The 25,825-nt window shown below is 66.9% G+C and carries 36 protein-coding genes; 20 read left to right on the forward strand and 16 right to left on the reverse strand.

From position 1 onward, the window contains the following. Window positions 1-35 precede the first annotated feature (35 nt). The 3 genes from K9D25_RS09895 to K9D25_RS09905 all read left to right on the forward strand — a co-directional run bounded on the left by K9D25_RS09895 (window position 36) and on the right by K9D25_RS09905 (window position 2,614). Window positions 36-710, forward strand: coding sequence for a YoaK family protein (locus K9D25_RS09895; protein ID WP_244450669.1), 675 nt, complete (start codon window positions 36-38; stop codon window positions 708-710). Between the two features lie 89 nt (window positions 711-799). Next, on the forward strand, window positions 800-1,636 hold the full coding sequence (locus K9D25_RS09900; protein WP_244450670.1) for a tellurite resistance TerB family protein: 837 nt from the start codon (window positions 800-802) through the stop codon (window positions 1,634-1,636). 309 nt (window positions 1,637-1,945) lie between these two features. Beyond that, window positions 1,946-2,614: an outer membrane protein gene (locus K9D25_RS09905; RefSeq protein ID WP_244450671.1), complete on the forward strand. Its 669-nt coding sequence runs from the start codon at window positions 1,946-1,948 to the stop codon at window positions 2,612-2,614. Between the two features lie 82 nt (window positions 2,615-2,696). Here the strand turns inward: K9D25_RS09905 and K9D25_RS09910 are convergent, their stop codons facing one another. The 15 genes from K9D25_RS09910 to K9D25_RS09970 form a co-directional block, all read right to left on the reverse strand. Next, window positions 2,697-3,200 (reverse strand): invasion associated locus B family protein, encoded by a 504-nt coding sequence (locus tag K9D25_RS09910; protein WP_244450672.1) that lies wholly within the window; start codon window positions 3,198-3,200, stop codon window positions 2,697-2,699. A gap of 651 nt (window positions 3,201-3,851) precedes the next feature. Further along, window positions 3,852-4,631: an NUMOD4 motif-containing HNH endonuclease gene (locus tag K9D25_RS25065; protein WP_432207926.1), complete on the reverse strand. Its 780-nt coding sequence runs from the start codon at window positions 4,629-4,631 to the stop codon at window positions 3,852-3,854. Next, on the reverse strand, window positions 4,543-5,523 hold the full coding sequence (locus K9D25_RS09915) for a tyrosine-type recombinase/integrase (protein ID WP_244450673.1): 981 nt from the start codon (window positions 5,521-5,523) through the stop codon (window positions 4,543-4,545). The genes K9D25_RS25065 and K9D25_RS09915 overlap by 89 nt, the downstream gene beginning before the upstream one ends. A 157-nt stretch (window positions 5,524-5,680) precedes the next feature. Continuing rightward, window positions 5,681-6,544, reverse strand: a complete 864-nt coding sequence (locus tag K9D25_RS09920; protein WP_244450674.1) for a hypothetical protein — start codon at window positions 6,542-6,544, stop codon at window positions 5,681-5,683. Next, window positions 6,541-6,687 carry a hypothetical protein gene (locus K9D25_RS09925; protein ID WP_244450675.1) on the reverse strand — a complete coding sequence of 49 codons (147 nt, stop codon included), beginning with the start codon at window positions 6,685-6,687 and terminating at the stop codon, window positions 6,541-6,543. Before K9D25_RS09925 ends, K9D25_RS09920 begins: the two co-directional genes overlap by 4 nt. Then, window positions 6,684-7,133, reverse strand: a complete 450-nt coding sequence (locus K9D25_RS09930) for a hypothetical protein (RefSeq protein WP_244450676.1) — start codon at window positions 7,131-7,133, stop codon at window positions 6,684-6,686. The genes K9D25_RS09925 and K9D25_RS09930 overlap by 4 nt, the downstream gene beginning before the upstream one ends. Beyond that, on the reverse strand, window positions 7,130-8,341 hold the full coding sequence (locus tag K9D25_RS09935) for a DNA polymerase III subunit beta (RefSeq protein WP_244450677.1): 1,212 nt from the start codon (window positions 8,339-8,341) through the stop codon (window positions 7,130-7,132). Before K9D25_RS09935 ends, K9D25_RS09930 begins: the two co-directional genes overlap by 4 nt. A gap of 502 nt (window positions 8,342-8,843) precedes the next feature. Continuing rightward, window positions 8,844-9,179 (reverse strand): DUF2312 domain-containing protein, encoded by a 336-nt coding sequence (locus tag K9D25_RS09940; RefSeq protein ID WP_279613812.1) that lies wholly within the window; start codon window positions 9,177-9,179, stop codon window positions 8,844-8,846. 83 nt (window positions 9,180-9,262) lie between these two features. After that, window positions 9,263-9,550 (reverse strand): hypothetical protein, encoded by a 288-nt coding sequence (locus K9D25_RS09945; RefSeq protein WP_244450678.1) that lies wholly within the window; start codon window positions 9,548-9,550, stop codon window positions 9,263-9,265. A 17-nt stretch (window positions 9,551-9,567) separates the two neighbouring features. After that, window positions 9,568-9,690 carry a hypothetical protein gene (locus K9D25_RS24915; RefSeq protein WP_279613805.1) on the reverse strand — a complete coding sequence of 41 codons (123 nt, stop codon included), beginning with the start codon at window positions 9,688-9,690 and terminating at the stop codon, window positions 9,568-9,570. A gap of 8 nt (window positions 9,691-9,698) precedes the next feature. Continuing rightward, window positions 9,699-10,241 carry a hypothetical protein gene (locus K9D25_RS09950; protein ID WP_244450679.1) on the reverse strand — a complete coding sequence of 181 codons (543 nt, stop codon included), beginning with the start codon at window positions 10,239-10,241 and terminating at the stop codon, window positions 9,699-9,701. Then, window positions 10,238-10,516, reverse strand: a complete 279-nt coding sequence (locus K9D25_RS09955) for a hypothetical protein (RefSeq protein WP_244450680.1) — start codon at window positions 10,514-10,516, stop codon at window positions 10,238-10,240. Before K9D25_RS09955 ends, K9D25_RS09950 begins: the two co-directional genes overlap by 4 nt. A gap of 162 nt (window positions 10,517-10,678) precedes the next feature. Then, window positions 10,679-10,966, reverse strand: coding sequence for a hypothetical protein (locus K9D25_RS09960; protein ID WP_244450681.1), 288 nt, complete (start codon window positions 10,964-10,966; stop codon window positions 10,679-10,681). A 347-nt stretch (window positions 10,967-11,313) separates the two neighbouring features. Beyond that, entirely contained in the window at window positions 11,314-11,703 is a 390-nt protein-coding gene (locus tag K9D25_RS09965) for a hypothetical protein (RefSeq protein WP_244450682.1), read from the reverse strand. A gap of 105 nt (window positions 11,704-11,808) precedes the next feature. After that, on the reverse strand, window positions 11,809-12,162 hold the full coding sequence (locus tag K9D25_RS09970) for a helix-turn-helix domain-containing protein (RefSeq protein WP_244450683.1): 354 nt from the start codon (window positions 12,160-12,162) through the stop codon (window positions 11,809-11,811). Between the two features lie 92 nt (window positions 12,163-12,254). On the opposite strand from K9D25_RS09970, the gene K9D25_RS09975 reads away from it, so the two are divergent. Next, window positions 12,255-12,497: a transcriptional regulator gene (locus K9D25_RS09975; protein ID WP_244450684.1), complete on the forward strand. Its 243-nt coding sequence runs from the start codon at window positions 12,255-12,257 to the stop codon at window positions 12,495-12,497. A gap of 65 nt (window positions 12,498-12,562) precedes the next feature. On the opposite strand, the gene K9D25_RS09980 is transcribed toward K9D25_RS09975, so the two are convergent. Further along, window positions 12,563-12,784 (reverse strand): phage terminase large subunit family protein, encoded by a 222-nt coding sequence (locus K9D25_RS09980; protein WP_244450685.1) that lies wholly within the window; start codon window positions 12,782-12,784, stop codon window positions 12,563-12,565. 131 nt (window positions 12,785-12,915) lie between these two features. On the opposite strand from K9D25_RS09980, the gene K9D25_RS09985 reads away from it, so the two are divergent. From K9D25_RS09985 to K9D25_RS10060, 16 genes are all read left to right on the forward strand, one after another. After that, window positions 12,916-13,203, forward strand: a complete 288-nt coding sequence (locus K9D25_RS09985; protein ID WP_244450686.1) for a hypothetical protein — start codon at window positions 12,916-12,918, stop codon at window positions 13,201-13,203. Then, window positions 13,203-13,694: a phage regulatory CII family protein gene (locus K9D25_RS09990; protein WP_244450687.1), complete on the forward strand. Its 492-nt coding sequence runs from the start codon at window positions 13,203-13,205 to the stop codon at window positions 13,692-13,694. The genes K9D25_RS09985 and K9D25_RS09990 overlap by 1 nt, the downstream gene beginning before the upstream one ends. 2 nt (window positions 13,695-13,696) lie before the next feature. Next, complete coding sequence (locus tag K9D25_RS09995; RefSeq protein ID WP_244450688.1) at window positions 13,697-14,254, forward strand: helix-turn-helix domain-containing protein; 558 nt, start codon at window positions 13,697-13,699, stop codon at window positions 14,252-14,254. Then, window positions 14,247-15,638, forward strand: coding sequence for a helix-turn-helix domain-containing protein (locus tag K9D25_RS25070; protein WP_432207927.1), 1,392 nt, complete (start codon window positions 14,247-14,249; stop codon window positions 15,636-15,638). Before K9D25_RS09995 ends, K9D25_RS25070 begins: the two co-directional genes overlap by 8 nt. Then, entirely contained in the window at window positions 15,638-15,979 is a 342-nt protein-coding gene (locus tag K9D25_RS10005) for an HNH endonuclease (RefSeq protein WP_244450689.1), read from the forward strand. The genes K9D25_RS25070 and K9D25_RS10005 overlap by 1 nt, the downstream gene beginning before the upstream one ends. Beyond that, window positions 15,976-17,370, forward strand: coding sequence for a helicase (locus K9D25_RS10010; RefSeq protein ID WP_244450690.1), 1,395 nt, complete (start codon window positions 15,976-15,978; stop codon window positions 17,368-17,370). The genes K9D25_RS10005 and K9D25_RS10010 overlap by 4 nt, the downstream gene beginning before the upstream one ends. Further along, window positions 17,367-18,416, forward strand: a complete 1,050-nt coding sequence (locus K9D25_RS10015) for a DNA-methyltransferase (RefSeq protein WP_244450691.1) — start codon at window positions 17,367-17,369, stop codon at window positions 18,414-18,416. Before K9D25_RS10010 ends, K9D25_RS10015 begins: the two co-directional genes overlap by 4 nt. Further along, the gene (locus K9D25_RS10020; RefSeq protein ID WP_244450692.1) at window positions 18,413-18,742 is read left to right on the forward strand and encodes a hypothetical protein; all 330 of its coding nucleotides are present in this window, start codon (window positions 18,413-18,415) and stop codon (window positions 18,740-18,742) included. The genes K9D25_RS10015 and K9D25_RS10020 overlap by 4 nt, the downstream gene beginning before the upstream one ends. Beyond that, window positions 18,742-19,206 carry a hypothetical protein gene (locus K9D25_RS10025; RefSeq protein WP_244450693.1) on the forward strand — a complete coding sequence of 155 codons (465 nt, stop codon included), beginning with the start codon at window positions 18,742-18,744 and terminating at the stop codon, window positions 19,204-19,206. The genes K9D25_RS10020 and K9D25_RS10025 overlap by 1 nt, the downstream gene beginning before the upstream one ends. Continuing rightward, window positions 19,203-20,267 (forward strand): helix-turn-helix domain-containing protein, encoded by a 1,065-nt coding sequence (locus K9D25_RS10030; protein WP_244450694.1) that lies wholly within the window; start codon window positions 19,203-19,205, stop codon window positions 20,265-20,267. The genes K9D25_RS10025 and K9D25_RS10030 overlap by 4 nt, the downstream gene beginning before the upstream one ends. 11 nt (window positions 20,268-20,278) lie before the next feature. Next, window positions 20,279-20,932, forward strand: coding sequence for a hypothetical protein (locus K9D25_RS10035; protein ID WP_244450695.1), 654 nt, complete (start codon window positions 20,279-20,281; stop codon window positions 20,930-20,932). 103 nt (window positions 20,933-21,035) lie between these two features. Further along, window positions 21,036-21,395 carry an HNH endonuclease gene (locus K9D25_RS10040; protein WP_244450696.1) on the forward strand — a complete coding sequence of 120 codons (360 nt, stop codon included), beginning with the start codon at window positions 21,036-21,038 and terminating at the stop codon, window positions 21,393-21,395. Window positions 21,396-21,482: 87 nt separating this feature from the next. After that, complete coding sequence (locus K9D25_RS10045; protein WP_244450697.1) at window positions 21,483-21,974, forward strand: hypothetical protein; 492 nt, start codon at window positions 21,483-21,485, stop codon at window positions 21,972-21,974. Further along, window positions 21,974-23,689 carry a terminase large subunit gene (locus K9D25_RS10050; protein WP_244450698.1) on the forward strand — a complete coding sequence of 572 codons (1,716 nt, stop codon included), beginning with the start codon at window positions 21,974-21,976 and terminating at the stop codon, window positions 23,687-23,689. The genes K9D25_RS10045 and K9D25_RS10050 overlap by 1 nt, the downstream gene beginning before the upstream one ends. Before the next feature lie 6 nt (window positions 23,690-23,695). Continuing rightward, entirely contained in the window at window positions 23,696-24,991 is a 1,296-nt protein-coding gene (locus K9D25_RS10055) for a phage portal protein (RefSeq protein WP_244450699.1), read from the forward strand. Next, on the forward strand, window positions 24,969-25,823 hold the full coding sequence (locus tag K9D25_RS10060; RefSeq protein ID WP_244450700.1) for a head maturation protease, ClpP-related: 855 nt from the start codon (window positions 24,969-24,971) through the stop codon (window positions 25,821-25,823). Before K9D25_RS10055 ends, K9D25_RS10060 begins: the two co-directional genes overlap by 23 nt. The last annotated feature ends 2 nt before the right edge of the window (window positions 25,824-25,825 follow it).

Here is a 25,825-nt window from a genome sequence, read left to right on the forward strand (position 1 = left end):
GGCTAGGCTGGGGAAGATTGGCCCGGAGATTCGCGATGAAGCCTTCTCTTCCCGCCGTGCTGACTCTCAATGCCGGCTATGTCGACGCCGCCGGCTTCCTCGCCTTGCAGGGGCTTTTCAGCGCCCATGTGACCGGCAACTTCGTCACGCTGGCCGCTTCGCTGGTTCACGGCAGCACCGGTGCGCTCAGCAAGCTGCTGGCGCTGCCGGTGTTCTGCCTGGCGGTGATCGCGACACGGTTCATCAGTGTCGCCCTCGCGGCCCGCTCGCTGTCGCGTCTGCGGCCGCTTCTGGCGCTGAAGATCGCGTTGCTGGCGCTTGCCTGCGTCTTCGCGGTCCGGCTCGGTCCGTTCGCCGACGCCGACAGCCCGGCCGCCATTCTGACAGGCATGATGCTGGTGGCAGCGATGGGCGTGCAGAACGCGGTCGGGCGGATGCATCTCGCCAGTTACCCGCCCACCACGGTGATGACGCTGACCACGACGCAGGTGATGCTGGACCTCGCCGACGTAATGCGCGGCGTCGCCGGAGCCGAGGCTGAAACGCTGAAGCCGCGCTTCCGTCGCATGGCGGTCAGCGTCGTCGGCTTTGCCCTGGGCTGCGGGCTGGCGGCGGCGTTCTACTATTTCGCGGGTATGTGGTGCTTCGCCATTCCGCCCTTGATCGCCTGTGCCGGGCTCACGCTGGGCGAGGCGGACGGCACCGCCTGACGAAATCCTGAAGGGGGAACGGCGAGCTTACCTAGCGTCCGCCACATTCCATCCCTACCTGCCCTGTTGCCACAGGAGCAGGATATTCCATGATCGACCTCAAGAACTTCGACGCCAAGCGGCTCCTCGACCAGTTCCTCACGCCGCAGGCGGGGACGCAGGGACAGGTGCCCGCGCAGACGAACCCGCTGGGCGGGCTGCTCGGCGGCCTCGCGGGCAGTCTCAGTGGGGGTGTCACCGGCAGTGCCAATGCGCAGCCGCCCGGCGCAGGCACGGCCTCGTCCGGCGACCTGATGGGGCGGGCGAAGGAGTATCTCGGAAATAATGGCGGTTCGCTCGCCTCCGGCGCGGCGGCCGGCGCTTTGGTGTCGCTGGTGCTCGGCAGCAAGGGCGGGCGGAAGATGGCCGGCAATGCGGTGAAGCTCGGCGGCCTCGCTTTGGTCGGCACGCTCGCCTACAAGGCCTACCAGAATTACCAGCAGGGCCAGAAGCCGCAGGAGACGGCGGCCGAGCCGGTGCCGAGCCAGCTGCCGCCGGCGCAGTCGCCCTTCCATCCCGCGCAGGCCGAGCGCAGCCATTTCGACGTGACGCTGCTGCGCACCATGATCGCGGCCTCGCTGGCCGACGGCCATGTCGACGAGGCCGAGCGCGCGGCGATTTCCGCCAAGCTCGGCGGCGCCCAGCTGGATGAAGCCGAGCGTTTCCTCACCCAGGAACTCGGCAGCCCGGCCTCGCCGGAAGCGCTGGCCGTTGAGGCCACCTCGCCCGAGCAGGCGGCGGAGGTCTATATGACCGCGCTGCTCGCCATCGACGCCGACACCACCTCCGAGCGCGTGTTCCTCGCCCGGCTGGCGACGGCGCTGAAGCTCGACCCGGCGCTGGTGCCGCATCTGGAAGCCAGCGCCCGCGCCGCACGGGCGGGGTGAGGCGGATTGGCCGAGTCCCGCGAGAGGCGTCATCCCGGCCGTAGCCGAAGGCGAAGAGCCGGGATCGGGTTCCAATGGGCGAGCGATCCCGGATCGGGCCGGTGGCCCGTCGGGATGACGCAAGGTGAGGGGGGCCGAACCTTCGGTTCGCCTGAGGCAGGAGCTACGCTCCGCCCGGCGGCAAAGCCCTGCGGGCTTGCCTGATGTAATCAAGGTTAAGCGTTAAGGTTAAGCCGCTCTTAATCACTCGCGGGCACAGTGCAGCCGTCGAAGAACGCCGGGACTCTCCGGCTCGTCTGGGATGGTTGCATGCGTAAGTCGGGTGAGAAGGTTGGGGCAGGGCTGCGCGGGAGCGCGCTCGCGACGGTATGTGTCGTTCTGCTCACGGGTGGCGCGGCGCGGGCGGCGGATGCGCTCGACGATCTCGACGCCGACGATCTGCTGTCCCGTGCGCCGGAGGTCGAGGAGGCGCGCGCCTTCTATCTGCGCGGCGATATCGGCTTCGTCTTCAACGAATCGGCCGATCTCGGCGCCGCCGGCCATGCGCCGGTGGATAATGCCGGCGTGTTCGGCCTCGGCGCCGGCCTGCGGCTGAACGACCTGCTGCGCCTCGACCTCACCGCCGATTATCGCAGCGCGGCGGATGTGTCCTTTCGCGGCTTCAGCGGCGAGGCCAGCGCCACCACGCTGCTCGCCAATGCCTATCTCGACCTCGGCACCTGGTATGGCGTGACGCCCTATGTCGGCGCCGGCCTCGGCGGGGCGCATGTGTCGCTTTCCGGGCTCGGGGCGGGCGATGGTTGGGGCTTCGCCTGGGCGGCGATGGCGGGCGGCACGGTGACGCTGGCGCCGAACTGGCAGCTCGACCTCGGCTATCGCTATGTCCGCATCGAAAACGCCGGTCTCGGCGGCGGGCTGTCGGATTTCAGCCAGGCGGCGCATGAGGTGCGGCTCGGCGTGCGCTACCTCTTCGACTGAGGCGCGTTCGACTGGGGCGCGTTCGACTGGGGCGCGCACCGGCGGGCCGGGCACGGTGCCCAACCCGCCGGCGGGGCGCCTTTCAGCGGCAGCCGGACAGGATGCGGTTGGTGGCGGCGGTCACACCGTTGAGCGAGAACACATAGCTCGTGTCATTGCCGCGCGCGGAAGTGGCGCTGATGCTCATCTGGCTGCCGCCGCGCAGCGCTTCCAGAAAGGCCGGCTCGCGCTCGGCCCGGCGCAGCCAGGCGCTGCTGCCCTCGGTCATCATCACGAACTTGTCGTCGCCAATGCTGGCGACCACCTGCGAACCGGCGGCGAAGCTGTAGCCGGTCTGGAAACTCACCTCGGTGCGCTGCGCGGTGTTGGCCAGGGCGGTGACAAAGAACGTCACATCGCCATGGGTGAGGCTCTCCGGTTTTTTCGCGATGGGCGTGCTGATGGTATAGCATTGCGGCTTGCCATCGACGTTGAAGCGCCAGGTGCTCCAGTCCTTGTACTCACCCATTGCTGTCGGCTTGGCAGCCATGGCAGCCGTGCTGGCAAGGAACATCACACTCAGTGCGATGGCGGTCCGTCCAATCATGGGGGGAAGCCTCCTCTCGTCTGTGGTTCAGCGCAGAAGACTTGTCGCCCCGCGTTAAGACCGCGTTAAGGCACGGGGCGCGATCGCGATCACAATGTGGACAGGCTGCCCGGTATGCGCCGGTGTGGCGGCGGCCTGCCGCATTTCCGGCCGGATCACTTCAGGCCGCACGGCTTCGCCGGGGGAGGCGCTCGGGGCCCTGATGGGGCGCAACATCAGAGCGCATAGTGGAGCAGATACATCGCCCCCATGATGAAGAGAGCGATAGAGAACGTGTAGTCCAGCATGATATCGAACATCTTCTAGGCACTTCTGTCTTGAGGCACGTGAATGCAGGTCGGCAGAGATTTCTATTTGCCGCCTATGCGGTGAAAGCGTCGGTGGGTTGCGTAAATAGCCCTTGGTGGTTGCAGGTCCGTCAGCATCGCCATCCCTTCCAGCGTCTGACAAGCAGGTGACGACGAACCCCGCGCTGCAGTTCCATACCGTTTGACGGTAAAATGAGCCCGCGCGTGCGGCGGGCGAAAAAATCGTCTCCGGTTCGGGCGGGGGCGCACTTAGCCGCCGATCCGCGCCTGCGCTGACGCGGGCACGGCGCGGATTTTTTGCCCCTTGCGTTTCGTTCCCGCCGGGAGTAGACCCCTTCTCGGGCTACCCCTCCCCACCGAGGGGGCCGTGCAAAGCGCGATTTTTGATCTTTGCAAGTCTTGTAAGCATTTGTTTCTTATAGTCTTTTTTGATGCTTCTGATGTCGGGGAAATCTCCGGCGCTAGCGTTTTGTGTCAGATTTGAGCCAATCTTCTTGATCAGACCGTTCCGCGCCCTGTCGCTCGAATTGTCGTAATGGGTGCCCCAATAGAGGTTGGCGGCGCGGTTATCGGTGGGCACATCATTCCTGTGACAAACGATGTGTCCAGGGCTCGGTTGTGGGCCAATGAACGCAATGGCCACAGCCCTATGGGCTTGCATTGTGCCCTTTCGCGATCCCGTCGAGTAATTGAAGCGGAGATGCCCCGTTCGGGTCGCCCGCAGCTTTATGAGGTGTCCTGGGCGGGCTCCATGGCCTGACGCCCTCCTCCGGATTTGCCCGCTTCGGCTGACCTCATAGTCTTCCAAGTCTGGAATAGGGCGCCATTCAGAGCCACGCGCCAGATCACCAAACACTAGATGGATACCTCGCATTGCCGCAAGCGAGCAGAGCCGAATAATCGCCAACTCGCGCGGTTCGGCTTCTGCCTTTCCGTCCAGAATTGACTTTGCATATCCCGGAGCGCACCCGAGCAAGGTTGCGATCAGATAATGGTCAATCCCGCGTCGCCTGAGAGCGGAAAGTGTTTGATGGTCAAGCCTTTCCATAATTTCTCTGAGGCAGGAAGGCGGTATTCGAGACAATCCGATCCGTGATCGTTTCGTCTTCCATGGCGTGACCATAGGTCGCGAAAACGTGCTGAACGTTCTTCCAGCCGCCGCGCTTGGCCACCGTGACCGGATCGACGCCCGCGTGAAGCATGGCGGTGGCGAAGCCGTGCCGGCAGGCGTGCGGCGAGAGCGGGGCAATCTTCGCCCGCTTCACGGCCGAATCCCATGACTTGCGGACGCTGTCGCGCTCGACATAGCGGAAGACCGTGTCGCGATCGCGCTTGCAGTTCGCCATGGCGACGAGCAGCGGCGCGGGGAGGTGAGCGAAGCGCTCTTCGCCATAGAGCTTGGTTTGCCGGATCTTCGCCTTGCGGGCGGTGAAGTCCACATCTTCCCAGCGCACGGCGAGGGCTTCGGAGATGCGCGCGCCGGTGAGAAACATGAAGCAGGCGAGAGCACCGAGGTGCGGCGGCGCGTGCCGCATGAAGGCCTGCACCCATTCCCATGTCACCGGGATCTTCTCGACCTTCGCCACCTTGAAGCGGGCGACGGTGAGCGGGGAGCATTTGCCCAGGCTGGCGGCGTGATTGATGATCGCCTGTGTGGGGGCGATCACCTCGCGGTTACGGGTCGCCGCCTTGTGGCTGGGGTAGAGCGTGACGGCGGCCTGACGCACCTGGCCCTCGGTGATGTTCTTCACCAGGGTGGTTTTCCAGAAATCCATCATCCGCAGGGTGCGATGATCGCCCTTGCCGGCCTGGGTGTAGAGCGCGGCAGCCTGGGCGAAGGTCAGGACGGCCGAGGGGCCATCAAGATGACCTTTCCACGCTTCTGCCTCCCTTTCGGCGGCGATGCGCTGCGCAATTGCCTTGTCACCTGTGCCCGTAGAGCCTCGAAGTCGCCGGCCGGCAACGGTGCCCCGGAAGTGCCAGATGTCGCCGCGCTTGTAGATTTTGACGGGCATGGGCGGCTGGCCTCCAGAATGGCCCGGACATCGGCCTCGGTGAAAAGCATAGTCTTGCCGATCACACGGCAGGCGCCAAGCTTTCTCGCGAGCGCACGGAGATGGCGCTCGGAGCAGCGGAGTTCGGCGGCGACCTCGGCGGGAAGGCGAAGGTCCATCATCCCCCGCCCCCCTGAGTCGCATCGTCGCCATAGCGGTACGTATCGGCCTTGCCGCCAGTCTCCTCGCCGGTTTCGAGATCGACGACGGGCGAGCCTTCCAGGCAGGCCGCGTGGCAAATGCCCTCGGTGATATCGGTTGCGCAGAGGTCATCGACCTTGAACGGCTTGGCGCAGATCGGGCAGCGGTGTTCGTCCGTTGCCCATGCCATATACGTGGCAAGCTCATCCCGTGTAATCAGCGCGTGGTCGGGGTAGTCTGCAGGGGATGTTCGATCGTCCTTTTCGACCAGATCAAGCCACGCCTTCTCCCCAAGCGGATGCGACGACCCATCCTGTGCCGGATCGGGCGCGGGGGTGGGTTCGACGGCAACCGGCAACGCCGAGCCCGTCGGTTTAGCGGCCTGCTTCGCCCGGATCGCATCGACCTTCGTCCAGATGCGGGCGAGTTCGGTTTCCCCGGCCGCGTGCATGTCGAGATCGTGTGCGAGGCAGAAGGCCGCGAGCGTCACCATGGAGCCGCCGACTTCCTGCGCCGGCTCGCCCTTCGGCCGCGACCAGACATAGCTCGACAGGCTGGCAATACGCTCGCGCGGGTAGTCAACGGATTGCAGAAGCTCCAGCACCTCTTCGAGCAGGCGGTCGCCGCGCTCCAGTTTGTCGGCGGCGATGGCCGGGCCGAAGCAGGCAAGCATCCAAGGCTGCACACGCTGCTGGAATGACGCCCTTGCCGGCGCCGCAGCCACCATGGCGCTGTAGAGGGTGCTTGACCGTCGCGCCGGGTCTTTGCACCAGGCGTCCCGTCCTGCCGCAAGCTGGGTGTCGGTGGGCTCGACCGGCACCATTTTCCATTCGCCGCTCATGTGCTCGCTCCGTGGATAACTGCCCGCAGCGCGGCGATGGCGCTGTCGAGGATGCCGAAACACTGCGCATCGGTCGCCACCAGACAGAGCGCGAGGAAGGCCAGAAGAAACAGGTTGACGGGCTTGGACGGGTTGTCGGTCACGCTGCCCTCCTGCATCGGGCGCGGCGGCAGAACTCGCTAAATGTCAGATCGGGCCAGCAATCGGAGACCTTGAGCCAGAGGGAGTACTTGGCCTTCCCCGCCGACAGGGACGCCATGAAGGTTTCGTGACCGTCGAAGGCGACGATGAATGACCGGTGCCCGTCGCCGATCTCTTTCAGATGCGATGCCAGCGCCTCGCGGCCGGCCTGGGTCACACCGAAAAGCCGCATATCGCCATGGCGACCGCGCTCCTCCCAATGAGGTGACGCGGCCATTTCTACGGCGAGCGCCCCGTCAGTGGCGAAGTGGTCGCGGTATGTCGCGCCAAGTGGATCAACATGGCGACCAAGCGCATGGTCGATGTTATCCATTGCCTTGTCGTCTAGGTACCGATCGACGCGCGGGTTGGTTGCCCAGCTATCCATGGGGCGGCCGTTTTTGCTCATGCCGCTTCTCCCTCGCCGAAGAGGGCACCCTGTTCCGGCCGGCGGCGGAGCACCTGCAGCCAGACGACGGCGACAAGGGCGGGGTCGTCCGGGTTGCGCAGGCGGATGGGCTTGTTCTCCGCCGTCGACCAGATCTCGATCGTGCCGCGCCCCAGCGCCTCGATCGCCTTGAGGGCGAAGGCAGGGCGAATGCCGATGCGGCCGGGGCCGGTGCGCGCAACGATGGGGGCGCTCTCTGCGCCGTAAATGCCCTCGGAATGGTTGTCGAGCCAGAGGGACAGGTCACCCTCTTCGCCCCATTCCAGCCCCACGGCGCGCTCGTCGCTGCCGGCGACGCTGGCGAGGCGCTTGAGTGCGGCGGTGAAGCTGTCGCCCGCCACCGTGAGGCACGTGCCTTCGGCCGGCGGGATCACCCGCTCATAGGACGGGAAAATGTTCTCGATCAGCCGGGTGACGTAATGCAGCTTCACCCCGCTTGTGGCGCCCCGCACGGCGACGACGTTCTCGCCGGCATGGATTTCCAGCGGCACCTCGCCGAGGCGCAGGATATGGGAGACGCTTTCAGCCGGCAGCATGAGCCCGCGCGGACGGGCGGCGCGGACTCCTTCGGCTTCCCGCCTTTTCGGCAGATCCTGCGCGCCCTCGGGCGCCTCGACATCGGCGGCGAGCAGGACATAGCTGTCCGTCGCGGCGCCCCACAGCGTGCCGTCATCTTCCGAGGTGTGGAGATAGACGCCCTCCAGATAGGCCAGCGCCGGCTGGCTCTTGGCGGCGGCGGCGCAGGGCAGATCGAGCACCCGGCGGACTTCCTCCGGCATCAGCATGAAGCGGGCCGTGGCGCCGTTCGGCTCGAAAGCGGAGGGGAAATCGCCGGCCGGCAGAACGTGCAGCTGATAGCGACTGCGGCCAGCCTTGAGCGTGGCGAGGGCGTCGCCCGCGTCGAAGCTCACTTGTGAACCTTCCGCGAAGTCCTTCACCAGCCGGGCGAGGATGGCCGCTTCCACACAGGCCGAGCCCTCGCGCGACACGACCGCCGGGATTTCGGCCTCGGCATAGGCATCGTGATCCGTGGCGGCGATGAAGAGGCGATCCCCTTCCGTGCGCAGCCGCAGCATGGCGAGCATGGGGATCTTGGCCTTGGCCTTCGCCAGATGGCCGACCGCGTTGAGGGCGGCGAGCAGGTGGGTGCGCTCGGCAATGAGCTTCATGGGAGCCTCACAGAAAGGTGGCGCCGAGGGGCGTGTCGGCAAAGGGACGCGCCGTAGCCCGGTGGCGGGCGCGCTCAGCGGCAATCGTGCGAGCAAGGCTTTCCGCCATGGCGACGGTGTATTCGTCGCGGCAGGCGGCCTCGCTCTGCCATTTCGGGCGGGTGAGCAGGGACAGGCGGTGCAGCGCCTCAGCCGTCTCGCCGGCGCGCGCGAGATCCCACGCTTCGCCGATGATCGTCTCGACGATCGGGGGGGCTCGATCTTGATGAGATACCAGTGGCGCAGTTCCTCGAAGTCCACATCATCCGCTGCGTCGTCGATAGCCTTCTGGACGCCAGGCCAATCGACAGGCACGCCCGCGCGCAGACCATCCTCGGCCTCGCTGAGGACTGAGGCGAGTTTCTCCTCGAAAGCCTGCTGGCACTTGAAGGCCACCCAGGTGGCTATGTGGTCGAAATGCTCCTCTTCCATCTCGACGGCGCGGAGGGGTTTCGGTGCCATCTCACCCCTCCATCGTCTGGCCGAGAGGGGTGCGCTCGAACGGGATCATGCCGAGCGCCTGCATGTAGAGATCGACAATCGCCTCGTGCTCGGCGCGCTGGTCGGCGTCCTGTTTGCGCATGCGCAGGATGGCGCGCAGGGCCTTCACGTCGAAGCCCGTGCCCTTCGCCTCGGCGAAGACATCCTTGATGTCATCGGCGATGGTCTTCTTTTCCTCTTCCAGCCGCTCGATCCGCTCGATGAAGGATTTCAGCTGTTCCTTCGCGAAGCCGGCGGCGGCGTCGGCAAGGGACGTATCGTCGGGCTGTTCGTTCGGCCGTTCGGCCGCCTGCTCCAGCGCCGACGTGGTTTCGGTCGCCTTGGTGGATTTGCGCGGCCGGGGCGCCTCGCTGCCCCAGCGCTCGACGGGGGACTTGGCCATCACGACCTCCTGTCGCTGCCGGGCCGGGCGGCCGGGCGGTGCGGGCGATCCGGCCTACTCTCCCCGCCCTTGCCGGCCGCGACGCAAAGCGCCGCGATCGAGAGCAGCAGGGCGATGACCGCGATGTCTGCCACCGAGAGGGTGATGGTCGCGTCATCCGCCGCCGCTTCTGCCGCGCCCGCCGCGCTGGCGGCGAGCAGCAGGCCGGCGGCGCCGCTGAGGGCGATGCCCCACAGCGCCCAGGCGAGGCGGGCGGATGGCGAGAGACGGCGCAGGCGGGCGAGCATGGGAGCCTCCTCCTCGCTCACGACAGGATGCCGACCCAGACAAGGCCGACGGCGATGGGGGCGAAAACGGCGACAAGCCGCCATGCCTCACGCAAGGCGAGGCTGATATCGCGGGCGGTGATGGGCGCGGGAGCGTGCATGGGGTGCCTCACTCGCAGCCGGGGCCGACGGCGCCGGGATCGTCCGGCGAGACAAAGCGCTTCCACGGGCGCCAGCCGCCGGCGGGGCTGCCCTTCGGGCACCAGAAGCCCCATTCGCGCACACGCGGGCCGACGATGAAGAGCGTGATGGCCGGCCGCGGCGCCATGGCGCGCGGCGACCATGTGAGCGCGAGGCGATGGGCGAAACGCGCGCCGCGCCAGACGATGGCGCCGGGCGTGAGGTGGCGGGTGCGCTGGTGCGCCGGCTCCGCCGCCAGCGCCGGGATGGGCGCATAGGTCTCAATCAGCTCGCCCTGCAGCAGGATGGACAGCGAGGGCCATGGGTGATCGTGCAAAGCGCGGTCATCATCATCCCGCTGGAAATCGTGCAGATAGATGTTGAAGAGAGCGTTGCGCGGCAGGAGCCACCAGCGGCGCATATAGGGGCGCTCCGTCCCGCCGATGAGCATATCCGCCGGGCGGCGGGCCATGACGGCGAGGGCGGCGCGCAGCAGGCGGCGGCGGAGGCCGGCGGGGAGGTGCAGGGTCATTGCACCGCTCCGTGCGCCCCGGCGCGCATCAGATCCTTTGCATCAGCGGCGGCGCATCTGGCGCCTTCCGTGATGTCGTCGATCACCTCTTCGACAGAACGCCCGGTGGCGACGCTCACCGTGCAGGCATAGGTGCCGAGCATGTACGCCATGGCGATGAGCATGGTGGAAATGGCGTGCTGGGCCGGCACCTCGCGGCGCTCCGTCTCGCCGCACAGCGCCTGAAAGCCGGCATTGGCGATGCCCTTGATCTGGGGAAAGGTCGGCGGCGACATGGCGCGCTCCGCATGGGGTGATGGAGGTGCCGTCTCTCCGGCTGTCAGGCGCAAAGCGCTGGAGAAAGAGCCGGGGCGCGTGCGGGCTGGGGGTATGAAGAACGCGCCCCGGCGAGTGCCCGGCGGCAACGAGGAACCGCCGGGCAAGCCCTGGGAGAAGGCTCAGGAGAGGTGGCGGGAGGCGCGGGCGCGGACGGTTTCCAGCGCGTCCGGAAGCGTCTCGACCAGCGCGGGCTTGGACCAGCCGAGCGTCAGCAGGTCTTCCTCCTGCATGCTGCCCTGGCGGGCGATGATGGCCTCAATTTCGCGGGCGAGGCTCTCGACCGTGTCGCCATAGGCTTCGGCCCGCACGGCGGCGGACACACGGTCGCAGATGGCGCCGAATTCGGAAGGCCAAGCTGCAAAAGCTGCCGCAATGCTTTCAACCGCCGCCTTCGTTTCGTCCGACAAGGCAGAGGCAGAAAAAAGGCCTGCACGAGTAGCTTCGGCACGCGCACGCAGTTCATCGGAAACTGCATCGCAAATGGCGCCGGCCTCATGGGGCGGCAGCGCGAGGGTGGGCAGGGAAGAGAACGGGCGGTGCATCGGAGGGTGCTCCCATCGTTGGGGTGATGGGGCATAGTGATAGCTTAGCTAACAATCCGCCGCAACGGAAAATGTGAGTATGGCTATCAACGTGACTGCGGATAAGCGAGTTCAGCTATCATCCGGCCACCGGAATGGGCAGAATCACTCGATGTCGCAGAGGTTTGTAGGTTCGCTGTGAGATGCCTAGCGCCTCCCCGGCCGGGAGGCTCCTATTGCTCGACCGCCGCTTCGGGCGCTGCGATGGGCGTAGGGGGGCCGCCTGCCGCGAAGATTTCGGAGCACATTGAAGACGACCACTCTCCCCAAGGATCTTCGGTCGGCATGATCTCTGAAATCAGCCCATTTGGCTGGGCGATGATCTGTACCGCGCATTTGCGCACAACTGTCGACGCTGGATAGTAGGTTGTTCGTGCGCTTGGTGTCGAAAATCGGCCGCCGCCATAGACTGTTGTGTGGGCGGTAGCCGGCATGTGGTAGACGTTCGCCTTCGACTGCCAAGTGTAGAGCACGCGGCCATCTGAAAGGTCTTGAGTGGTGCGCGGCGGTCCGTACTTCATTATGAAGGAATCGAACGGCTGGCCGACCCACTGAGAGGCCATTGTCTGCTTTGCCTGGTCGGTGGTGCATCCTGCTAAAGCGATAGCGCCAGCGGCAGCCGCTAGCCAGCGACAAAGTCTCATGATGCAGCCTCCCCAGACCTAGGGTCAGGCTGCCTTGTCGCCCTTGGGTCCGTCAACCTGCTGTTGCAGAAACCGCATGTAGTCGAGCGCTTTTTCCCGCTCCGCCGGCTTGAGCGCTTCCCAGATCGACCATGGGGCGCCGACCTGCGTGGGATCGCGCATGATCAGGTCCGCCGGCTCGCAATGCATCGCGCCAGCCAAGGCCTCCAGCATGGGCTGGGTATAGCCTGTCTCGCCGCGCTCAAGCTGCGAGATCGCGCCGTGGGTGACGCCCACGATTTCGGCCAGCTGTTCCTGCGTCAACCCGCGGTGCTTTCGCCACTGCCGAATGAAGTGGCGCGGCTTCGGCGGTTTGAAGTTGGTGCGGACTTTAGCCATGCGCACATTGTGCGCCCGGGTGTGCAGCGCACCAGACAGATGAACTAACACGAGCCTTGCGCCAGAATGTTAGTTTGGCTATCAATTGCGGCATGTCTCATTTGCTCGAAATCCTCCCCAAGCGTCGCGGCATCGTTTCCGAGATCGCGCGTGCGTGCGGCATCACCCACGGCGCTGTGTCTCAGTGGCGGAAGGTCCCCGCCGAGCGGGTGCTGGACGTGGAGCGCATCACCGGCGTGCCGCGCCATGCGCTGCGGCCCGACCTTTACCCGCCGCCCACTGTGCCGCCGGCGGCTTCCCCCGAAAATGCCAATCACCCGGAGGTGTTGGGATGAGCGCTCCCTCTCGTCTGAGACTTTGCTTCGACGCACGGCCGGCCGAGCGGGCGACGGCCCGCCTGCTAGCGCTTGCCGAGGCGGGACAGATTTCGCCGGAAGTCGGCCAGCTTCTTGTCGACGGCCTGGAGGCTCTCTTTCAGTTCCGAACTGTCGATGGTGATGACCTCGGCGCAGCCGCCGCAGACGATTTGCGGGTCGTGCTTGAGCCGACCGAGCGTCTCCTTGTTCTCGTGCCCGCATTGCGGACAGGGGACGGCGATCTCGGCATTGTCGAAGAGGTTCATGTTTCGTCTCCGTGTGCGCCTGACGCGGGGATGAAAGGGGATGGCGCGGTTGCATCGCGCCATCCCCGCCATACTGACACACCCGCCCCGGCTGTGCCTGCGTCTTCGTGCAGCACGGAGGGCGAGGCGCCATGACCGGCTTCTGCGCCTTTCGCGCCGGCCAGATGGTCGAGTGCGTGGATGACGGCTGGGTGAGGGCGGGGCAGGACGCCCCGCCTATCCCGCTGCCGGTTTCCGGCTGTGTCTACACCATTGCCGATCTCAAGCCGTTCGGCGGCGGGGTGTTCCTGCATCTGGAGCCCTTCGGCCCGGAGATCTGGTTTCTCTCCGCCCATTTCCGCCCCGTGCGGCCGACCTCGATCGAACCCCTGCGCGCGCTGCTGGCGCCGCTGGGGGCGCGTGAACGGGAGATTGCCTGATGAGCAAGCGCTTGCTTCCCGGGAGCGCACATGACGCGCTCGACAAGATGTTCGACAGCATCGGCCGCACGCACGGCTCCGCCGCTTCCGAGGGCATCTACATCGCCGCCAGCATGCTCGACGTTTCGCACTGGACGCTGCGGGCGCAGCTGAACCCGGACAAGACGGGCTCGGAAATCTCCTATGCCAAGGTGGTGCAGTTCACCCGCGCCTTTGGCTGCACGGACGCGGCCGAGCACCTGGCGCTGTGCGCTGGTGGGGTGTTCGTGCCGCTGCCGCGCGAGGGGGACGCTGTTGCCGCCCTGACGGCGGATGCGATGCGGGAGATGGGCGAAGCCGTGGCGCGCATTTTCGCCAGCACGAGCCCGCTTTCCGAGGGTGGCGCGGCGATCACGGCCAATGAGGCCCGGGCGGCGCTGCCGGAGGTGCACGAGGCGCTGGTGGCGCTGAGCAACCTCTATTCCCGCCTCCGTGAAAAGGCGGAGGGCTGAGCATGGGCGCGAACGCAAAACGTGCCCGCTTCACCGCCAAGGGGCGCAGCGAGGCGCTGGCGCGGCACATGGCCGGGCTGCGGCTGGATGGCGAGGCGGAACGGCGGCTGGCGGCCACGGCCGGGGTGAGCCTGCGGGTGTGGCGGCGCGCTGCCTGCGCGCACCCGGTGGCGGCCGATGCGCATATGGCGATCTGCGCCGTGCTGTTTCTCGATCCCGTATGGCTGAAGGCCTCAACCGCGCCCCGCCCGGCCGGGCCGGTGTGCTGGGCGACGCTGGGCGCCGGGGTGCGGGTGACGCGCGAGATGCGCGGGCATGGCGTGCGCGAGGCGGCGAAGGCGGCGGGCGTGAGCGCCGCCACCATCTCGCGCTGCGAGAACGGGCGGGTGCTTTCCTTCGACGGGCTGGCGCGGCTGGCCGCTTATGTCGGCCCGCACCCCCGCCAATACACCGTCGCGATCCCGGATCGGCCTGCGGCCGTCCGGGATGACGGCCGGGGAAGCTCCACGGGAAACACCCACTGTAACAGCTTGAAATTGCAGGAGGCGGGCGATGCTTGACCGCACGGACGCGCCCGCGCCTGCGGGCGGCGGGCTTTTCGACCTCGACACCGCCATGTGCCGCTGGCCGCTTTGGGCTTTCCATGAGCGGGCTGTCGACGGCGGGCGCTATTGCGGCGCCGGGGTGGTGGAGGGCGCCTATTGCCGCCACCACGCGACGCTGGCCTATGCCCCGCCGGAGAAGCGGCGGGCCAAGCCGCTTTCCCCCTTCGTTCTGCCGGGCGTGATGCCGCGCCCGGTGCCGAGACAGCTGGATGACCTCGGCTCCGTCCAAGACGGCTGTAAAATGTCAAGCGACGGGCAAAGCGGGCGGGAGGAGGCGCTGGCAGCCCCTCCCGCCTTGCCGGCCGGGATGGGCGGGGGCGTGACCCTTGCCGACCCGCAGGCGCAGATGCTGCGCGAGGCGATGGCACGGGCGCGGCGGGAAGGCCGGAACCGGCGCCATGCCGCTTTGCCCGATCCCGCGCCACGGGTGATCGACACGGCCCTGCCCAGCCGGGAGGAGGCGGCTCTGCCCGCCGCCCTGCCGGAGCCGGACGCCGTGGACGCCGCGCTTGCCGGTATTGCCGCCGGGCCGAGCAATGAAGAGGCGCTGCATATGCTGCGCCTGCTGCTGCGCGACGCATTGCCCGGCCGGGTGCTCTACCTCTACGGCCCGGCCGGTTGCGGCAAGAGCCTGATGCTGGCGGCGGCGCGTGTGGCGCTGCCGGTGGGGCATTTGCGGCTGCTGGACGATGCCCACGACGCGACGGAGGCGCGGTGCCGCCAGATCACCGGGGGCGGGGTGCGCGGGCTTGCCGTGGGGCGGCTGGCACCGAGCGATTGCCGCGCCCGCGAGGCGCTGGCCGGCGCCGTGGTGGTGGCGATTGCCGCGCCTGACCCGGCGCTGTGCCGGGCCGCGCTGGAGATCGAGGCGCGACGGCTGGTGCGCGTGCTGGACGCGGCGGCGATGGATGCGCTTCTGGCACTGGACCTGCCCTTGCCGGCGCAGGTGGCGACGCTGCGCACGTTGGTGCTGGGTGGCGGGCCGGTGACGGCGGAAGCGATCGCCGCGCACGCCGCTCAGCTGACGCCAGCCAAGGTGCCGTCGCCCGTGCGGATTGACGATGTGCAGCGGGTGGTGTGTCGCCACTATGGCGTGACACGCGAGGATCTTCTCTCGCAGCGCCGCACCGCGAGCGTGGTGAAGCCCCGGCAGATCGCGATGTATCTCGCCAAGGTGCTCACCCTTCGCTCGCTTCCCGAAATCGGTCGGCGCTTCGGCGGGCGCGACCACACGACCGTGCTGCACGCGGTGCTGAAGCTGACGCGGCAGGTGGAAATCGACGCCGCGCTTGCCGCCGAGGTGGCGAGCCTTACCGCCGCGATACGGGAGGCGCGATGATGGCTCCCTTTTCCTTCGACAGCCTGCCGCCCCGGCTGGCGGCGTTGACCGCGCTGGACTCCGGCAAAGGGTGCTGGGTGTGGCAGGGCGCCGACAGCGGCAGCGGGCGCGGCGGCGGCTATGGCCGCGTGAAATGGCAGGGCGTGACCCAGGCCGTGCACAAGGTGGTGTGGCACATCGCCGGCGGGCGCCCGCTGCGCAAGGGCGAGCAGCTGGACCACGAGTGCCGGGTGCGCCGCTGCTGCAACCCGGCGCATCTGCGCCCCATGTTCCAGCCGCGCAACATGAAGCTGGCGCATGCCCGCCGCCGCGCGGACTTCACGGCGGAGGCGGTGCGGTGAGCGACCTTTCCGCCTATCACCAGTTTCTCGCTGCCAAGGCGATTGTCGACCCGCCGAGCGGCATTGCCGCGCCTTCCGGCCTGCCGGAATGCTTGTTCGAGTTCCAGCATGCATGCACAAGCTGGGCGCTGCGGCGGGGGCGGGCGGCGCTGTTTGCCGGCACGGGGCTGGGCAAGAGCCTGATGGAGCTTTCCTGGGCGGATGCCGTGCAGCGGGAGACGCAGGGCGATGTGCTGCATTTGGCGCCGCTGGCGGTTTCTGCCCAGCTGGGGCGCGAGGCCGGGAAGTTCGGCCTTGCCGCCCGGGTGGTGAAGGCGGGGCGCGACGCTGAGCCGGGCACAAGCATCACCAACTATCAGAAGATTGACCGCTTCGACCTGTCGCGCTTTGCCGGGGTGATCCTCGACGAGTCGTCCATCCTGAAATCCACCGATGGGCATTACCGCACGCGGCTGATCGAGGAATGCGCGCGCATTCCCTACCGGCTGGCGGCAACCGCCACCCCGGCGCCGAACGACTTCATGGAATTGGGCAACCATGCCGAGTTTCTCGGCGTGATGAGCTACACCGACATGCTCGCCACCTTCTTTGTGCATGACGGCGGCGACACCCAGAAATGGCGGCTGAAGGGCCACGCCGAGGAGGATTTCTGGCGCTGGATGGCCAGCTGGGCGGTGATGTTGCGCCGGCCTTCCGACCTCGGCTTTGACGATGGCGCCTATGCGCTGCCGCCGCTCCACCAGATCGAGCACCGGGTGGAGGTGGAGCTTTCCGGCGAGGGCTTCGGCCTGTTCGCGCCCATGGCGGTGACGATGAAGGAACGGCTGGCGGCGCGCCGCGACAGCGTGGGCGCCCGTGTTGCCCGGGCGGCGGCGCTTACTCCGGCGGATCGCCCCTTCGTGTGGTGGTGCAACCTCAACGCCGAGAGCGAAGCGATCACCGCCGCCATCCCCGGCGCTGTGGAGGTGCGGGGCACCGACATCGACGACGTGAAAGAGCGCAAGCTGGTCGACTTCTCCGAAGGGCGCATCCGCGTGCTGGTGACGAAGCCTTCCATCGCCGGCTTCGGGATGAACTGGCAGCACTGCGCCGACACCGGCTTTGTCGGCCTGACCGACAGTTTCGAGCAGGTGTATCAGGCCATCCGCCGCTTCTGGCGCTTCGGCCAGACGCGCCCAGTGAATGTGCATTTCGTGGTGGCGGCCACCGAGGGCGCCGTGCTGGCGAACCTGCGCCGCAAGGAGGCCGATGCCGAGCGCATGGCCGCCGCCATGGTGCGCCACATGGCCGACCTTTCCACCCGCGCCGTGCGCGGCGTGGAGCGCGAGCGCCCGGCCTATGCGCCCGGGCACCCCTTTGTTCTCCCCGAATGGATAGGAGCCGGCGCATGATGGCCGCCCGCGAGATCCGCGCCGTCGAGCAGGTGGTGACGGACACCCACGCCCTCTACCAGGGCGATTGCTGCGAACTGATCCGCGCCATTCCCAGCGGAACGGTGCATTTCGGCGTGCATTCGCCGCCCTTTGAAGGGCTCTACAAGTTCTCGAATTTCGACCGCGACCTTTCCAACAGCGAGGGCGGGCTGTTCTGGGAGCATTATGCCTTTCTGATCGCCGAGCTGCTGCGGGTGACGATGCCCGGCCGGCTGCACAGCGTGCACTGCATGCAGCTGCCCACCAGCAAGATCCGCCACGGGCATATCGGCATGCGGGATTTCCGCGGCGAGATCGTGCGGGCTTACGAGGATGCCGGGTGGATTTTCCATTCCGAAGTGTGCATCTGGAAAAACCCGGTGGTGGCGCAGCAGCGCACCAAATCCATCCGCCTGCTGCACAAGCAGGTGTTGAAGGACTCCGCCCTCTCCGGCCAGGGGCTGGCGGATTATGTGCTGACCTTCCGCAAGCCGGGCGACAATTCCGAGCCGATCAGCGGGCCTTTCGAGACCTTTCACGGCGAGGGGCTCGACCTTTCCCGCCCGGCCTATGAGCGCTGGTGTGCCGGGCTGGAGGCGGGGGCGAAGCCCTGGCCCTATGACACATGGGTGTCGACGCTGATCTGGCAGCGCTACGCCTCGCCGGTGTGGATGGACATCAACCAGACGCGCACCCTGCAATATCGCAGCGCCCGCGACGCCAAGGACGAGCAGCATATTTCGCCGCTGCAGCTCGACGTGATCGAGCGGTGCCTCGACCTGTGGAGCAACCCGGGCGACACGGTGCTGACCCCGTTCCTCGGCATCGGCTCCGAGGTTTATTGCGCCGTGCGCATGGGGCGGCGTGGCATCGGGTTTGAACTGAAACCCAGCTATTTCGCGCAGGCGGTGCGCAACTGCGCCCGCGCCGGCCAGCCCGAGGATGAGGGGCTGTTCGCCACTGACGAGGCGGCCGACCTCCTGCCGGAGGCGGCGGCCGACCTCCAAGTGGAGGCGGCGGAATGACGCGCGAACTGCTTCCCGTGCGGCGCTTTGCCGAAAGCATGAGCTTCACGCTCGGCAATATCTTCTATGTCGTCACGCTCGGTTACTACGATGACGGGCGCGTGGGCGAAGTGTTCGTCGGCGGGCCGAAGAGCGGCTCCGACGCCGAGACCAATGCCCGCGACGCGGCGGCGATCCTCTCCATTGCCATGCAGTACGGCGTGCCGCCCGCCGCCTTTGCGACCGCCGTGCATCGCGACAGCGAAGGCGTGCCGCTGGGGCCTATCGGCGCCGTGGTGGACCATCTCGCCGCGCCGGCGGCGCCCTCTAGCGGGGAGGGGGCATGATGGTTGTCCGGCTGGTTTCGCAGCAGACACAGCACGACCTCGATGTCGCGCGCGCCAAAGAGGCTGTCCTGTGGGCTGTGCGGCGCGTGGCTGCCCAGATGTTGAGGCTGGCTTCCGGTTCCGGCGATGAATTGAAGTTCGCCAATGAACTGATCGCCATGACGCAAGTCATGAATGCCTGCCTCGAATTGACCGGCGAGACGTTCGGGGATGGGTGGATCAAGCACGCGCTCGATGCAGGGGCCGTGAGCCGGGAGTGCCGGCCGTGGTTCGACCCGTCATCTCTTAGCGAGCACGAGCAGACGATTTTTCGTTTGGAGAACGACATCGTCAAATACGCGCTTCGATCTTATGCGGCTGCGCTGCTCGACCAGAAGTCGATCGAGAACGCGAACCACCATCGTATGATCGGCGCCATTCACGCCCGTGACGCAGCCCTCACGAAGAAATGGGGGCGGGGATGAGCAACGAAGCGCAGGCATGGGCATCGAAGCTCGACATCGTGCTGGGTTCCAGCACGCGCTTCGTGCTGATGGCGCTGGCGAATTTCGCCAATGACGACAATCTCGCATGGGTCGCCCGGCGCACGATCGTCAAATACACCGAGTTGAGCCTCGCCACGGTCACCCGGTCGCTACGCGATTTGGAGGCGCGGGGGCTTATCGAGCGCACGGAGCGCGCGCGGGAAAACGGCTCCCGCACTACCGACATGATCCGGCTGCTGGTCGGCATTTCGCCGCGCTCCGCCGCCCCCCCTTGTCAGGGTGACGAGGGGGGTACTCGTCACCATGACAAGGCCCCCTCGTCACCACGATCAGGCCCCCTCGTCACGGTGACGAGTCCAGATCCCTCACTTGAACCCTCAATTGAAGAAGAATCCCCCCAACCCCCCCAGGGGGCAGGGGTGGGGATTTCAAATTCTGATGGGGAAGGGGAGCAGGGGGCGGCACCGGCCGAGACGGTCGACACGCAGTTCGATGTGCTGTGGGCGCAGTACGGCGCCGACCCGACTGCCAGCCGGGCGAAGGCCCTGCGGGCATGGACCAAGCTCTCCGCCACCGACCGGGCGCAGGCGCTGGCGCTGCTGCCGCGCTTCCTCGACCATTGCCGGGCGAAGAGCCGCAAGATCTGCGATCCCTCGACCTATCTCGCCGAGCGGCGATGGGAGGGGCTGGCCAATCTGCCGGCGCCTGCCGCCAAGGCCGAGGCCGCGCGGCCGGTCGAGACGGACCCGGTGAGCCGGGCCGTGCAATGGGCGATGAGCGGACGCACCGATGAGCGCTGGGTGTTCGTCGCGGCCGACAGCGAGGCGTGGCAGGCGTGGCAGGAGGCCTTCGCGGCGACCGGCAATGCACATCGACTCACCTATGGCCGTTTCCTGACCCGGCTGCCGGATGGGTCCATGGCGCGCCTTCCCGGTCGGAGCTTCCCCATGCGCTACCCGCCCAAGCCGGGCGCCGGCCCGCCGGGCGAGGCGGCGGCGGGCGACGACGAGATGGCGGCATTTGTGGACGGCGGCGGGTGAGGAGAGGCGAGATGGCGAAGCGGGGCAGGCCGAGGAAGGCGGGTAAACGGACGGCATCGGGCCAGCTGTCGCGTTCCACCATCGCGGTGCTGGAGCGGGGCGAGCGCGAGGCGGTGATGGCGCAGCCGCACCGTGCCAGCCTGCCGGAAGAGCTGCGCATGGACCAGCGGGCCGAAAGCGTGATCGGCCGCATGTTCCTGACCGGGGCCATCAGCGAGGCGCAGTATTGGGCGGCGGATCGCTGGCGGGCGCTGGTGGCGCAGTTCCATGTGGTGCTCGCCACGCCGATGACGACGGGCTCCATGCTTGGCCGCATGGTGGCGCCGGCAGCGGGACAGGAGGAGGCTTCCGGCACCGATGAGCGGCGGGAGACGGAAGAGGAGATGCGCGAGCGCGTGCTGACGCAGCACAAGGCGGCGATGGGCGAGATACGCGCGCTCGACTCGGCGCCCCTCATCTTCCGGGCGATGGAGGCAGTTATCCTCAGGGATTGTGCGTGCTCCAAGAGGGAGCAGGAACACCTGCAGCGCGGGCTCGACGCGCTGGCGTGGCTGTGGAAGCTGAGCGATGACAGTGGGTTACGCAAGCGCCGGGTATGGCGCCCGGAGCGTGCCGCGTGGGAGCACGAGGAGCGCGAGATCAGGATCGTTTACAGCGATGCTTGACGGTTGGCAGAAGCTGTGCGCGTATTTGCGCACGAAATGAGATTGTCCAAGTTGTGCCCGGAGCGGAAACGCGGCCGGGCATTGTCGTTTCTGGGGCGTGGCGATGGCGCGGCTGAAGACGCTGCCAGCCCGGCTTGCTCCCGCACCGTCTCGTCTTGCCACCCAGACGCACGCAGGCCCTGATAGAGATCGGGCCCGCAGCATCGCGGCGCCGTGGCGCGCTTGGTACAAGACGGCCCGATGGCAGAAGCTGCGCAGGGCTGTGTTCCTGCGTGACCTGTTCACCTGCCAAATGACCGGATGCGGGAAGATCGAGGCGAACACCTCGCAGCTGGTTTGCGATCACAAGGTGCCGCATCGCGGCGATGACAGCCTGTTCTGGTGCGAAGCCAACCTGCAGACGCTGTGCAAGCCCTGCCACGACCGCGTGAAGCAGGCCGAAGAGCGCCGCATGGGGCATTGACGGCCCGGTGCGGGGAGGGGGGGGCAAAAAGTCCGGAAGGCCCCTCGCCTCCGTACCCGCGCCCCTCATGTTCGGAGATTTTTTCCTGTGAGCGATGAAAATTCCGAGCCGGTGCCGCAGGTCGATCTGTTCGGCCAGCCTATCCTGCCGATCCGTGATCGGCGGGGGCGCCCGTCCTTCAAGAAAGACAAGGTAAATCAAGACTTTGTAGCCGTTCGCGTGGCGGCTGGCTGGACGCAGAAGGCTATCGCCGACGATATGGGCATCGACGAAAAGACGCTGCGCAAACATTTTTCCCGCGAGCTGGAGGTGGGGCGGCTGTCGATCGAGGGGCTGATGCTCGACGTGCTGCTCAAGCTGGTGCGCGAGGGGAAGACGGCGGCTGTCGGGCGGCTGCATGAGATGATGAAAGCCGCCGGGCCGCAGGCGCCCCGCAGCCGCGGCGCGAACCTTGATGAGGACGACGAGGCCGAAGACGACCGGCCGGTGAAGATGGGCAAGAAGGAGCAGGCACAGAGGGACGCGCAGGATATCCCGCCGGACTACGGCGATATCTTCGCGCGGATGCAGAGGCACTGATGTCCGTCTCCTTCGCCTGTCCCGACTGGTTCGCCAAGCTCCAGGCCGGACAAAGCCCGATCCCGGCGTTGCCGCTTGACGACGTGCTGGCCGACTGCGCCGTCGCGCTCTTCAACAAGCTGCGCGTTCCCGACATCGCCGGCATGCCGACCATGGGTGAGGTTGCCGGCGAGTGGATGCGCGACATTGTGCGTGTTGCGTTCGGTTCGATCGAGCCGACGACGGGGCGCCGCTTCGTCGGTGAAATCCTAAACTTGGTCCCCAAAAAAAATGGGAAGACGACCAATGCTGCCGCGCTCGGCCTGATTGCCCTGATGATGAACCGGCGCCCGAATGTCGACGGCATCATCGTCGGGCCGACGCAGGAGGTAGCCGACAAGTGCTTCGCCCAGGCAGCGGCGATGATCGCGGCTGACCCCTACCTGTCGCGGCGCTTCAAGGTGAAGGAGCACATCAAGACGATCATCGATCTGCACGTGGACCCGGTCACCGGCGTGCAGATGAATGCGAAGCTCAAGATCAAGAGCTTCGATCCGAAGGTGGTCACGGGGTCGATCCCCGCCTTTGCGATCCTCGATGAACTGCACGTCATGGCGCACGCCAAATATGCGAGCCGCGTCATCGGACAGATCCGGGGTGGCATGGTGACGAATGAGGAGAGCCTGCTCATCATCATCACCACGCAGTCCGAGGTGGAGCCGTTCGGGGTTTTCAAGGAAGAGCTCGACTATGCGCGCGGTGTGCGTGACGGACGCATCACCGAAGGCGTGCGTATGCTGCCGATCCTCTATGAATTCCCTGAAGCGATGCAGATCGCCGAAGACAAGCCGTGGAAGAACCCGAAGAACTGGCCGGCGGTGCTGCCGAACCTTGGGCGCTCCATCACCATTGATCGCCTGACAGCGGAATGGCGGACGGCGCAGGACAAGGGCGACGGCGCGGCACGCGAATGGGCGTCGCAACATCTTAATATCCAGATCGGCCAGGCGCTGCATCACGGGCGTTGGATCGGGGTCGATTTCTGGCCGGCGGCGGCGGATCGGCGCATCACGCTCGACTATCTGATCGCTCATTCGGACGTGATCACGTTCGGCGGCGATGTCGGCGGGCTCAAGGATCTCTGGGGCCTTGCCGCTCTGGGGCGGCACAAGGTCACTCGGCATTGGATGCTGTGGGTCAAGGCGTGGGCGCAGAAGGTGGTGCTTGAGCGTCACCCCGAAATCGCCGAGCGGCTGCGCGACTATGAGAAGGATGGCGATCTCGTCATTTGCGAGCACGTCACGCAGGACGCTGAGGAGGCCGCTGCCATCATCGTGAAGGTTCGCGAGGAGGGCCTGCTGCCAGCGACCGGAGGCGTCGGGCTCGACGCTGCGGGCGTGACCGGCCTGCTGGAAGAGCTTGCGTCGCATGGCATCACCGAGCCCTGCGTGGCGGCGGTCAACCAAGGTTACAAGCTGTCATCGTCCATTTTCGGTGCGGAGCGCAAGCTCGCCGACGGCACACTGAGGCACTGCGGATCGGCCATGCTCAACTGGACATGCGGGAATCTGCTTGCGGAGGAGCGCGGCCAGAATGTGTACATGCACAAGCGCGCCGACGCCGAAAAGATCGACCCGATGATGGCCGCGTTCAACGCCATTGAGATGATGAGCCGCAACCCCGTCGCCCATAATCCCCGCTCGGTCTACGAGACCCGCGGCGTGCTCTACGTGTGAGGCATCATGAGCGTTCGGGATTGGCTGCGCGGCATGCTGGGTGCCGGGCCGGCATCCGTGCGCGCGAGCGCTGGCGATGGCGGTGTCGCCCTCGACATCAACGACCCGAACTTCGCCGCCCATCTGAGGGGCGGCGCGGAGACGCAGAGCGGCGTGGTGATGACGCCGGACGCGGCGTTGCGGGTGTCGGCGGCTTTCCGGTGTATCGACCTGATCGCCTCCGCCGTCGGGCGCCTGCCACTCCAGCTTGTGCGGGTGCTGTCCGATGGCACCCGAACGATTGAGGCCGATCACCCGCTCTATTGGGTGTTGATGCACGAACCCAATGGCTGGCAGACGCCGTTCGATTTCAAGGCGATGATGCAGGCGCGGGCGCTCCTGCATGAAAATGCCTTCGCTTTGGCCGTGTGGTCGATGGGGCGGGTGATCCGGTTCCTCCCGCTCGATCCGCACCGTGTGAGGGTGGAGCAGCTGCCGGACTATAGCGTCCTCTATCACTACAGCCGCCCCAGTGGCGGCGTGGCCGTCTTCACGCCGCAGGAGATCCTGCATCTGCGCGGGCCGTCGGTGGACGGGCTGAACGGCCTGTCACGTACGCGCTACGCCAGGGAAGCGCTGGGCCTGGCGCTGAAGGCGGAGCAGGCAGCGGCGAACCTGTTCAAGAATGGGCAGATCACGCCCGGCACGCTGGAATTTCCGCAGCAGCTGTCACCGGAGGCCTATCAGCGTCTGCAGGAAAGCATGCAGTCGCGCCGCGCCGGCGGGGAGAACGCGGGCCGCCACATGATTCTGGAAGAGGGCGGTAAGATGGGCAACACGTCCGCCTCGGCCGTCGATAACCAGCACCTCGAAATGCGGCAGTACCAGGTGGAGGAAGTGGCGCGGGCCTTCGGCGTGCCGCGCCCGCTGCTGATGGTCGACGAAACGTCGTGGGGCTCCGGCATCGAACAGCTGGCCACCATGTTCGTGCGCTTCGGCCTCGCGCCGTGGTTCACGGTGTGGGAGGAGGCCATTGCGCGCTGCGCGCTCACCCGGGACGAACGCCGCGCCGGCTACTGCGTCGATTTCGACGAGCAGGAGCTGCTGCGCGGCTCCATGAAAGACCAGGCCGACTTCCTGTCCAAGGCGCTCGGCGCCGGCGGGCGGGGCGGCTGGCTCACGAAAAACGAAGCGCGGCGAGCGACCGGCTTCAGCCCCAAGCCTGGCGGCGATGACCTGCCGAAGGATGCCCCGGCCGGCGCTGTGCCGGCTATGCCGACCCCAGAAAAGGACCCGAGCGATGAGCCTGCGCAAGCTGCCTAAGGTGAGCGCTGCGGCGCTGCCGGCCTTCTATAGCTGGGATGCGCGCGCGGACGCGCTGTCGCATTGGGCGGAGCGCCCCCTTGCCGCTGCCAGTGAAGACAGCACCATCTCGATCTATGACGTGGTGGGCGAGGACTGGTGGTCGGGCGAGGGTTTCACGTCGAAGAAGATGGCGGGAATCCTGCGCAGCATCGGCGCCCGGGACGTGACGGTGAAGATCAATTCGCCGGGCGGAGACATGTTCGAGGGGCTGGCGATCTACAACCAGCTGGCCGAGCACCCGGGCAAGGTGACGGTGAAGGTGATGGGCATTGCCGCCTCCGCCGCCTCGATCATCGCCATGGCCGGCGACGAGGTGCTGATGGGCGAAGGCACCACGATGATGATCCATCGCGCCTGGGGCGCGGTGATCGGCAACTATCACGACTTCGCCGCCGCCGCGCCCGTGTTCGACGGCTTCGACCGGAACATGGCCGCGATCTATGCCGGGCGCACGGGCAAGAGCGAGGCCGACATTATCGCCATGCTCGACGGCCCGACGCGCCGCTCGGATGGCACCTATCTGACGGCGGCCGAGGCGATCGAGCAGAAATTCGCCGATGGCACCTTCGACAGCACAGCGGAGGCCGGCGCCTCGGCGCGGGCGGAAGTGCCCGAACCCATTATCGCCCGGCGGCGCTGGGAGGCGCGTCTGGCGCATGCCGGCTTTGCCCGCAAGCAGCGGGACGAAATCTTCACTCTGGGCCAGCGCGATGCAACCCGGAACGCCACGCGCGATGCAGGCGGCTACCTCGCCGACGTTCGTCGGTTCATCGAAACCCACCGTAAATAGAG

It is taken from the genome of Ancylobacter polymorphus (assembly GCF_022836935.1).
GTDB lineage: Bacteria > Pseudomonadota > Alphaproteobacteria > Rhizobiales > Xanthobacteraceae > Ancylobacter > Ancylobacter polymorphus_A.

Coding starts and splice junctions, on each gene's coding strand:
- K9D25_RS09895 (WP_244450669.1), top strand. CDS start 36: ATGAAGCCTTCTCTTCCCGCCGTGCTGACTCTCAATGCCGGCTATGTC.
- K9D25_RS09900 (WP_244450670.1), top strand. CDS start 800: ATGATCGACCTCAAGAACTTCGACGCCAAGCGGCTCCTCGACCAGTTC.
- K9D25_RS09905 (WP_244450671.1), top strand. CDS start 1,946: ATGCGTAAGTCGGGTGAGAAGGTTGGGGCAGGGCTGCGCGGGAGCGCG.
- K9D25_RS09910 (WP_244450672.1), bottom strand. CDS start 3,200: ATGATTGGACGGACCGCCATCGCACTGAGTGTGATGTTCCTTGCCAGC.
- K9D25_RS25065 (WP_432207926.1), bottom strand. CDS start 4,631: ATGGTCACGCCATGGAAGACGAAACGATCACGGATCGGATTGTCTCGA.
- K9D25_RS09915 (WP_244450673.1), bottom strand. CDS start 5,523: ATGCCCGTCAAAATCTACAAGCGCGGCGACATCTGGCACTTCCGGGGC.
- K9D25_RS09920 (WP_244450674.1), bottom strand. CDS start 6,544: ATGAGCGGCGAATGGAAAATGGTGCCGGTCGAGCCCACCGACACCCAG.
- K9D25_RS09930 (WP_244450676.1), bottom strand. CDS start 7,133: ATGAGCAAAAACGGCCGCCCCATGGATAGCTGGGCAACCAACCCGCGC.
- K9D25_RS09935 (WP_244450677.1), bottom strand. CDS start 8,341: ATGAAGCTCATTGCCGAGCGCACCCACCTGCTCGCCGCCCTCAACGCG.
- K9D25_RS09945 (WP_244450678.1), bottom strand. CDS start 9,550: ATGCTCGCCCGCCTGCGCCGTCTCTCGCCATCCGCCCGCCTCGCCTGG.
- K9D25_RS24915 (WP_279613805.1), bottom strand. CDS start 9,690: ATGCACGCTCCCGCGCCCATCACCGCCCGCGATATCAGCCTCGCCTTG.
- K9D25_RS09950 (WP_244450679.1), bottom strand. CDS start 10,241: ATGACCCTGCACCTCCCCGCCGGCCTCCGCCGCCGCCTGCTGCGCGCC.
- K9D25_RS09955 (WP_244450680.1), bottom strand. CDS start 10,516: ATGTCGCCGCCGACCTTTCCCCAGATCAAGGGCATCGCCAATGCCGGC.
- K9D25_RS09965 (WP_244450682.1), bottom strand. CDS start 11,703: ATGGCCTCTCAGTGGGTCGGCCAGCCGTTCGATTCCTTCATAATGAAG.
- K9D25_RS09970 (WP_244450683.1), bottom strand. CDS start 12,162: ATGGCTAAAGTCCGCACCAACTTCAAACCGCCGAAGCCGCGCCACTTC.
- K9D25_RS09975 (WP_244450684.1), top strand. CDS start 12,255: ATGTCTCATTTGCTCGAAATCCTCCCCAAGCGTCGCGGCATCGTTTCC.
- K9D25_RS09980 (WP_244450685.1), bottom strand. CDS start 12,784: ATGAACCTCTTCGACAATGCCGAGATCGCCGTCCCCTGTCCGCAATGC.
- K9D25_RS09985 (WP_244450686.1), top strand. CDS start 12,916: ATGACCGGCTTCTGCGCCTTTCGCGCCGGCCAGATGGTCGAGTGCGTG.
- K9D25_RS09990 (WP_244450687.1), top strand. CDS start 13,203: ATGAGCAAGCGCTTGCTTCCCGGGAGCGCACATGACGCGCTCGACAAG.
- K9D25_RS09995 (WP_244450688.1), top strand. CDS start 13,697: ATGGGCGCGAACGCAAAACGTGCCCGCTTCACCGCCAAGGGGCGCAGC.
- K9D25_RS25070 (WP_432207927.1), top strand. CDS start 14,247: ATGCTTGACCGCACGGACGCGCCCGCGCCTGCGGGCGGCGGGCTTTTC.
- K9D25_RS10005 (WP_244450689.1), top strand. CDS start 15,638: ATGGCTCCCTTTTCCTTCGACAGCCTGCCGCCCCGGCTGGCGGCGTTG.
- K9D25_RS10015 (WP_244450691.1), top strand. CDS start 17,367: ATGATGGCCGCCCGCGAGATCCGCGCCGTCGAGCAGGTGGTGACGGAC.
- K9D25_RS10020 (WP_244450692.1), top strand. CDS start 18,413: ATGACGCGCGAACTGCTTCCCGTGCGGCGCTTTGCCGAAAGCATGAGC.
- K9D25_RS10025 (WP_244450693.1), top strand. CDS start 18,742: ATGGTTGTCCGGCTGGTTTCGCAGCAGACACAGCACGACCTCGATGTC.
- K9D25_RS10030 (WP_244450694.1), top strand. CDS start 19,203: ATGAGCAACGAAGCGCAGGCATGGGCATCGAAGCTCGACATCGTGCTG.
- K9D25_RS10035 (WP_244450695.1), top strand. CDS start 20,279: ATGGCGAAGCGGGGCAGGCCGAGGAAGGCGGGTAAACGGACGGCATCG.
- K9D25_RS10040 (WP_244450696.1), top strand. CDS start 21,036: ATGGCGCGGCTGAAGACGCTGCCAGCCCGGCTTGCTCCCGCACCGTCT.
- K9D25_RS10050 (WP_244450698.1), top strand. CDS start 21,974: ATGTCCGTCTCCTTCGCCTGTCCCGACTGGTTCGCCAAGCTCCAGGCC.
- K9D25_RS10055 (WP_244450699.1), top strand. CDS start 23,696: ATGAGCGTTCGGGATTGGCTGCGCGGCATGCTGGGTGCCGGGCCGGCA.
- K9D25_RS10060 (WP_244450700.1), top strand. CDS start 24,969: ATGAGCCTGCGCAAGCTGCCTAAGGTGAGCGCTGCGGCGCTGCCGGCC.